Below are 6,933 nucleotides of genomic sequence, written 5' to 3' on the forward strand. Positions count from 1 at the left end.
TATTGAAGAAACGGCGCGATTGGCGAGCTCGGTCGAAACAGCCAAGGATCCCGGTAAGGTCCGACGCACCAAAGATTGACCGTCCGAGAGCCGACCAAAGTGACTTGCGCTGATCGCGGCGCCGGCGTCGGAGCGCAGGTACAACGTGCCCACCCAAGGTGGGTGCTGGAATGCGGTGCCAGCAGGAGCCGCTCCCTTTTTGCCCAAACGCACGTTCACCGCTCCAATCTGGCGTATGGGAACGAAAACGACTTTCGTTTGCGTTCGTTGCCTGCGCGAAGCGGACAACAATTTGGGATGGGCTCGCATCCATATCAACGGCGCCAGCGGCGACAAGCAGCTTTTGCGGAAGCGGTTACTGTGAGCTAAGAACCCCCGTCTTGCCTTGTTGGCAAGACGGGGAAATGAAATAGGCCGAACGGCTTTAGTTATATTTGAATTGCGTCATAGCTTTCAGTTGATCCTTGGTGGCGTTAAGCACCGCATGATCCGGGTACCACTGCTCGTTTGCAGCCCGAACAGGTCGCGTAGTGGTGGTGGCGGAACCTGTCGTGGTTTTTGCCGTTCCGTCCGCTGCCGTTCGCGCGTTGCTGTCGATATTTGTAGCGGGTGCAGTTCCCGCAGGAGCGGTAGAAACCGTCGTCGATCGAACTGGCTCGTTCGCCCACTTCAGCTTATCGAAAGCAACTGCGACGTAATGCTCGCCCATTCCGAGAAAGCCGCCGACCCCAAGGACGACGTGTTCAACCTTGCCGGACTTGTCGAGAATAAGTTCTTCGATATTACCGATTTTTTCGTTGGCTTCGTTATAAACGTCGACGCCAATGAGTTTGGAGGAGCGCCACTGGCCCTCCTTGTGCATCATTGCGCTGCTATTGGCTTTGTCAGTTGTGGCCGTTGTAGAGGTCTGCGCAGACGCGAGACCTGTCATTAACGCGGTGCTCACCAACGCGATTGCGATATATTTGGAATTCATGGTTTCCTCCATTGTGAACCGGAACAACACGGGCTGTTCGGCTTTGGTTCCATTGGCTGGAAAAGGGTGTGCTTTGGATCGCTTTAAGCATCCTAATGCGTTCTGCCCATTGCGTTCGAATGCGGCGATGGACGCTCAACGGATACATGGCAGGCAGTCGGTCAACCTCGCTGACGCGGGATTGACGGATCGTCGCACTCCTTCCGCAAGCGGTAGTATGCTTGGCGCGGCGGAGAAATTTGTTTCGGCTGCGCGCTTAGCAGAAGGATCAGAATGATCAGAGGAATCGGAATCCCCACCAACCAGAGGAGAATAGGCATGCGCTTTTCCTTTCACGTTTGAGGGGAATTATCTGGCGGCTCTGCGGCGCCATGTGCCGTCGCGGAGACCGCCGCCTTCGGTCGCGGCAAGGCTTGCGCAAAACGCTCCAATGAGCAGAGATGCCGTCAGCCAGAACGCAAGCTGAGCGGCGGCCTTCCGGGCTGCATCCATATCGGCCTTCGCCTGTGTCACGACGTCATTGACGCGCTTGTCGGCGTCCGCCTGGCCAAGGCCGGTTCGCGCAGCGACCACCTTGGAAACATATTGCCGGTCAGCTGGCTTCAGATCGCCGCCATTGCGCAAGCTGGAGGTAAACAGCCGAACCATTTCGCCGCGCGAGTCTGATGCATTGCCGAAATTTTGGCCGGAGTTTTGCGCGGCGGGTGCATCAGACCGCAGAAGCGTATCGACGTAACCGTCCATAGGTCCCGTCCGACCAGCGGATGAGACTGCGCCTTGCGTGACGCCAGCGGCGGCGCCGCCCAAAAGGTTTGAGGCGGGCGACGCCAGCAAAACGGCTCCCAACACGGTCGCAAGTGCCCAGGCTACGAAGCCATGCGCGGTATCGCGGAAATACACCTCGTCGCTGTGAACGCCAATCCACCGTGAGCGCAGGCGGCCTGCGATATAGCCGCCGATCGAGGACGACAGCATCGCGATGACTACGAGATAGAGTCCGGTACCGATCTTGAAAGTCGTGGCTGAAACGCCCGAACCGCCCCACGGCGAAACAACGGAGAGGCCGAGCCCAATGCCAAATGCCAGAACAACAAGTGTCAATGCGCAGCTAACGATCGCGCCAGCGGTGACGGCGGCCCAGGAAACGCCTGCGACAGAGGGTTCGCCAGTGTCTGCCCCGGGTTGAATGACGACAGTATCGATCATGATGTGCTCCCAGCTTTATCGCGGACATTGGGGCCGCGTGCCGAATTAATGAGCATGGGGAACAAAGGTTCCGACCGGTCGGCTTGGCCTCCGGCAGGAACGAAAAAGCTGCGCATCGGTTAGTCCACCCGGCCCCCGCAACCCCACTCCAGGGTGAATCGCAATGACGCCGATCACCGTTCGTCCGACGCGCGCCGACCGCTCGATCGCAAATGCTATCTCGGCTCACACCGGGCGGCGAACCGAACGGGCTGCGGAAGTTCTCACCTGGGGCGCGGACGAGCATATTCTGTGCGCGCTGGCTGCCGGCTGGTGGCTCTATTGTCGCGGCAAGGATGCAAAGGCGCGACGCGCAAGTGACCACATCCTTCTGACGACGCTTGTCGCATCGGGCCTGCCTCATATCCTGAAGACCGTGTTTGATCAGGAGAGACCCGACCGCAGAACCGTTCAGGGGCACTGGCGAGGTGTCCCATTCTCGGGCAAGCGGCTCGATGCATTTCCATCAGGTCATGCCGTGCACATTGGGGCGCTGGCTTCGGCCGCCAGTACGCTTCCCGCGCAGCAACGCAATGCGGTGTGGAGCATCGGCGCAGGATTGGTTCTGACGCGGATCGTGCTGTTGGCGCATTGGGCGAGCGATGTCGTTGCCGGTCTTGTCGTGGGCGTTGTTACAGAACGGATACTCAGATTGGTGACGGGTTACGGCCGTGAGAGAGATCTCCCGGCCCTCCTGTCGCGGTGACCTAGACACAAGAAATATCTGCTGTGGAGAATTCGACGTTACAGCCTGTGGTCGATCCGCTAAATCCGCCCTGGATCAATAGCCTGAATAACGGACATGCGGTACTGGTATCGACACCTAACCAGCTGCCTATTTTGCGCCGCCGTCAGGCGTTCGCGCGACATACCGATCTGAAAACTTGAGGCGGCGCAGAATGTCGATCAAGTAAAATACCGCGATACCCGCCGCCGGGTCACGCGCGAAGTTCCACTAAACTATTTCATGCGCGAAGGCGCTGGAGCTCAGGCCGAACTTCAGAACCTGATTGATAGGATGTTCAACGGTGCCTAATGGTCCTAAAGGCGACCGCCGTCCTCGCTGACGTGATCGGAACCGCCATCATGGTCGCATGGCGTCGGAACATCCCCCGACGCTGGCACGTTGCCCTCGCGGACCAATGAGGCGTCATGGTCGAACATGCAGCGAGGACATAATGGGAAAACAAGAAAACAGCCAAATCGTCGAGACAGCAAAAGAGGCGCGCGGAGCGGAGCTCGGTCCGACCATCCGCAACGTTCTCGTATGGAGCCTTGGTCTCGTGGTGGCGGCGTTTGCCTTTACTTATTTCATGTTTTTTCGGACCTAAGCTTTCTCCGCATTCAACATGCAAAAGGGTGCCCTTTCCGCTAGAATAGAAGGGTGCCATTTTCGCTAGAATAAATGTCAGCGAGATCAGCATCAGCGCGACCGTCGGTAGAGGGGGCGGCAGAACGTGCCCCGAGGGAAACCGATGCATTGTCGGCCCCCTGGGGGGTGCAAAGTAGGAGCGGGTTAGGCGCTCGCGTGCCGCTTCGTTGGCCAAGGCCAGAAACCGGAAAAATCAGCCTCGTTCGCTTTCCCCGCAATGTCCGGTTGTCACCTAGCTTGCGTGAAACAAACGCCTTGGGTTCAAATGGTTTCGGATCTCACTCCGGGCAAGTCATAAGATTGAGGAAAGGTCGAGCAGACTGGGCTCAAGACCCGCCGGTTCTTGCCGGACGGTCCCCTTTGTTTGTTTCTCGGGGAACGACTTATTCACGGGCACGTTCGCTTGCTGAGGGAAGTTCAAATGGTAGAGAAATTTGATCCCGCGCCAATCGACAAGAACGCTGCCGATCCCCAGGAAGCTGCTGCTGTCGACTTGGAAATGCATGTGAAACTTGAGGCGGGTTTGATCGACACGTTTCCGGCGTCAGGCCCGGTAAGCGCGACACAGCCGGCACCATCCAAACACGACGGCGATCAGTGCAACGCGTCGCTCTGGGATAAGCTCAAGGCAATCTTTAGATAGCCAGCGTGATTGGCTCACTGATGCGGATTACCTCGGTGAGCACAAATCGCCTTCAAGCCAACGTCCAAGGACCCTGGACTTCATAGGATCTTCATACGCGGTAAGCGTCTTAAGTACGTGATCACACGCAGCGCACTCAAACGTGTGTAAGTCGATGCCAAGGCGCGCCGGCACGATGCCGGCGAGCAACATCCGGGCCTGGCACTTCGGGCAGGCGGGGCGCTCAATTTCAACGAACGGAACGATGGACGAAAGGAGTTGAGATTGGGACATGATGCTTCCCTCGATAGGCGGGAGCCCAACACTCTCTGTCACCGATAACTGCCCAGGAGGCCGAGCGGTGATGGGAACCAACATGCTCTTCCAGGTTCCCGGCTCGCTGTTCAATATTGCCCACATGCTGAAATATATGGAACTTGGTCAATGGGGCCTTTCAGGGCCAGCGGCATCTTTCGAAAAAATTTAGCCGAGGCGCTTGGGCTCACCGAAAGGTACGAGCCCACGCCGGACAGGCAAGATGACCGAGCGCGAGGACGAACGGTTCGCGGTCAATAGGACAAGACTGTTTCAAGACTACGCTGAGGCAGTTGCCGCCCTCTCTGAGCATGCAAATTAAATATTGAGACCTGTCATGAATTCTTGACGAGTCGACGCGCTGTCGCGAAAACATCCCAACATTCGGCTCGTAACCAGCGTTACCCCTTGCTTATGCACGCCCCGGGTGGTCATGCATCCATGGGTTGCCTTTATGACCACAGCGACCCCCTGCGGCTGCAACACTTTCTCAATGACGTCGGCGATCTGAGCCGTCAATCGTTCCTGAATTTGAAGGCTTTTGGCGAAGGCGTCCACCACGCGCGCTATCTTTGATATTCCTACTACCCGACCGTTTGGACGGTAGCCAACGCGGGCGAACCCGGTTATCGGCGCGAGATGATGCTCGCAGAAGGACTCGAAGGGGATATCGCGGAGCGTGACTATCTCATCGTAGCCCGCGGTTTCATCGAATGTGCGCCGGAGAAGCTTTTCAGGGTCTTCACCATATCCCCTGAAGCACTCTTTGTAAGCTCGAGCGACCTTCGATGGCGTTTCCTTCAAGCCTTTCCGATCCGGATCGTCACCAGTCCACGATAGCAGTGTCCGAACGGCATTTTCGACCTGTTTCTGCGATGGCTTCAGCTGATGAACCTTGGCCATTTACAACTTCCCTTTTCGCGATGAATTGAACCCAACACCTCTACCACTACTAGCCACCTGCATAAACTCATTGATGTATCGGAGCCCTAGTGTAGGGACCACACCGCTTGCCAATCAATCCACGCACAATGTCCATTCGGCGCTTCTCAACGCGCCCCAATGTCGATCGAATTGGCACTGTGGTGAAACGCGCTGCTTTGGATTCGATAAAATGACTTTTCGCTTGCGGGGAGACAATAATGAAACCCGTTAGCCGGCGGCTCTTGCCGCGAGACTGCGGCTGATCGCCGGATTATATCCAAGCAAGAGCACGATCAACATGCCGATGAACCCGCATCCGGCAAGGAAGATCAAACCTGCGACGTCGCTGCCGGTATCGTCCCGCAGCAGGCCGAAAGCCTGCGGGCCGAAATACCCGCCAAGATTACCGATCGAATTGACGGCTACAATGCCGACCGCCGCACCGGCACCGCTTAGAAATGCTGTCGGCAGCGTCCAGAAGATCGGCAGGACTGCGAAGAAGCCAAATCCGGCAACACACAGGAACAACATCTTGATCGTCGGATCATCGACCGTAGAGGCAAGGCCAAGGCCAATGATGATAGACAGGAAAGCGATCACCGCATGCCATTTGCGCTCGCCAGTGCGGTCCGAGTGTAATCCCCAGACGATCATGCCAACGGCGCCGACGAGATAGGGCACTGCTGTGATGAAACCGGCCGTCACATTCGACACGCCGAACGCCTTGACGATTTGAGGCAGAAAGAAGCTCAACCCGTATTGGGGAATATTGCAGCCCATATAGACAAGGCCAAGCGCCATCACGCGCCAGTCCATCATCGAGCGAAACCAGGAGAGATCCAGAATGCGCAGACGCTCTGCGCGTTCACGATCGAGCCGGCCCTGCAGCCATTCGCGCTCCTGCGGTTCGAGCCAAGTTGCGTCAATCGGTCGGTCAGTGAGGTAGTAAAGAACTGCGAAAGTCATAATCAGTGCTGGAAAACCCTCGATCAGGAACATCCATTGCCAGCCGTGTAGGCCAGCGACACCTTCGAGACTGAGAATGAGGCCGGAAATCGGTGCTCCGATGACCGTCGATATGGGAATGGCGAACATGAACCAGCCGACAATTCGGGCGCGATAGGCGGTCGGAAACCAAAGTGTCAGGAAGAAAATGATACCCGGGAAGAAACCGGCTTCGGCGATGCCGAGCAGCAGGCGGACGATGTTGAAACTCAGTTCCCCCGAGACGAATGCCTGTGCGCCGGAAATGATCCCCCAGGTGAACATGATCCGGGCGATCCAGCGGCGCGCGCCAAAGGCATTCAATGCAAGATTGCTCGGCACTTCGAAGAAGAAGTAGGCGAGAAAGAAAATCCCGGCGGCTCCGCCGAAGGCAGTTGCGGAGAGATTGAGGTCGGCGCGCATTGTCGCACCGGCGAAGCCGATATTGACCCGGTCCAGATAGGCAATGAAATAGCAAAGCATGAGAAACGGTAC

The 6,933-nt window shown here is 57.2% G+C and carries 9 protein-coding genes; 4 read left to right on the forward strand and 5 right to left on the reverse strand.

The window, feature by feature from the left end; genetic code table 11:
- The 3 genes from E8A46_RS13960 to E8A46_RS13970 all read right to left on the reverse strand — a co-directional run.
- Window positions 1-219: hypothetical protein (locus E8A46_RS13960; RefSeq protein WP_291561560.1), on the reverse strand; the 219-nt coding region annotated here is incomplete at its 3' end.
- Window positions 220-424: 205 nt separating this feature from the next.
- The gene (locus E8A46_RS13965) at window positions 425-976 is read right to left on the reverse strand and encodes a PRC-barrel domain-containing protein (protein WP_291561562.1); all 552 of its coding nucleotides are present in this window, start codon (window positions 974-976) and stop codon (window positions 425-427) included.
- Between the two features lie 348 nt (window positions 977-1,324).
- The gene (locus E8A46_RS13970) at window positions 1,325-2,182 is read right to left on the reverse strand and encodes a hypothetical protein (RefSeq protein ID WP_291561564.1); all 858 of its coding nucleotides are present in this window, start codon (window positions 2,180-2,182) and stop codon (window positions 1,325-1,327) included.
- A gap of 163 nt (window positions 2,183-2,345) precedes the next feature.
- Here E8A46_RS13970 and E8A46_RS13975 point away from each other — a divergent pair, with 163 nt between their 5' ends.
- The 4 genes from E8A46_RS13975 (at window position 2,346) to E8A46_RS13990 (ending at window position 4,702) form a co-directional block, all read left to right on the forward strand.
- Window positions 2,346-2,927 (forward strand): phosphatase PAP2 family protein, encoded by a 582-nt coding sequence (locus E8A46_RS13975; protein WP_291561566.1) that lies wholly within the window; start codon window positions 2,346-2,348, stop codon window positions 2,925-2,927.
- A 472-nt stretch (window positions 2,928-3,399) separates the two neighbouring features.
- The gene (locus E8A46_RS13980; RefSeq protein WP_291561568.1) at window positions 3,400-3,552 is read left to right on the forward strand and encodes a hypothetical protein; all 153 of its coding nucleotides are present in this window, start codon (window positions 3,400-3,402) and stop codon (window positions 3,550-3,552) included.
- 462 nt (window positions 3,553-4,014) lie between these two features.
- Window positions 4,015-4,236 carry a hypothetical protein gene (locus E8A46_RS13985; RefSeq protein WP_291561570.1) on the forward strand — a complete coding sequence of 74 codons (222 nt, stop codon included), beginning with the start codon at window positions 4,015-4,017 and terminating at the stop codon, window positions 4,234-4,236.
- A gap of 340 nt (window positions 4,237-4,576) precedes the next feature.
- A complete protein-coding gene (locus E8A46_RS13990; protein WP_291561571.1) occupies window positions 4,577-4,702 on the forward strand; it encodes a hypothetical protein in 126 nt (41 codons plus the stop codon).
- 146 nt (window positions 4,703-4,848) lie between these two features.
- On the opposite strand, the gene folE is transcribed toward E8A46_RS13990, so the two are convergent.
- Together folE and E8A46_RS14000 are read right to left on the reverse strand one after the other, a co-directional pair.
- Entirely contained in the window at window positions 4,849-5,433 is a 585-nt protein-coding gene (gene folE, locus E8A46_RS13995; protein WP_291561575.1) for a GTP cyclohydrolase I FolE, read from the reverse strand.
- 249 nt (window positions 5,434-5,682) lie between these two features.
- Window positions 5,683-6,933: MFS transporter (locus E8A46_RS14000; RefSeq protein ID WP_291561577.1), on the reverse strand; the 1,251-nt coding region annotated here is incomplete at its 5' end.

Origin of the sequence: Bradyrhizobium sp. (genome assembly GCF_004799445.1) — a bacterium.
Taxonomy (GTDB): Bacteria; Pseudomonadota; Alphaproteobacteria; order Rhizobiales; family Xanthobacteraceae; genus Bradyrhizobium.

Excerpts from the sequence above, each read along its gene's own strand:
- E8A46_RS13965 (WP_291561562.1), bottom strand. The coding sequence starts at position 976 with ATGAATTCCAAATATATCGCAATCGCGTTGGTGAGCACCGCGTTAATG.
- E8A46_RS13970 (WP_291561564.1), bottom strand. The coding sequence starts at position 2,182 with ATGATCGATACTGTCGTCATTCAACCCGGGGCAGACACTGGCGAACCC.
- E8A46_RS13975 (WP_291561566.1), top strand. The coding sequence starts at position 2,346 with ATGACGCCGATCACCGTTCGTCCGACGCGCGCCGACCGCTCGATCGCA.
- E8A46_RS13980 (WP_291561568.1), top strand. The coding sequence starts at position 3,400 with ATGGGAAAACAAGAAAACAGCCAAATCGTCGAGACAGCAAAAGAGGCG.
- E8A46_RS13985 (WP_291561570.1), top strand. The coding sequence starts at position 4,015 with ATGGTAGAGAAATTTGATCCCGCGCCAATCGACAAGAACGCTGCCGAT.
- folE (WP_291561575.1), bottom strand. The coding sequence starts at position 5,433 with ATGGCCAAGGTTCATCAGCTGAAGCCATCGCAGAAACAGGTCGAAAAT.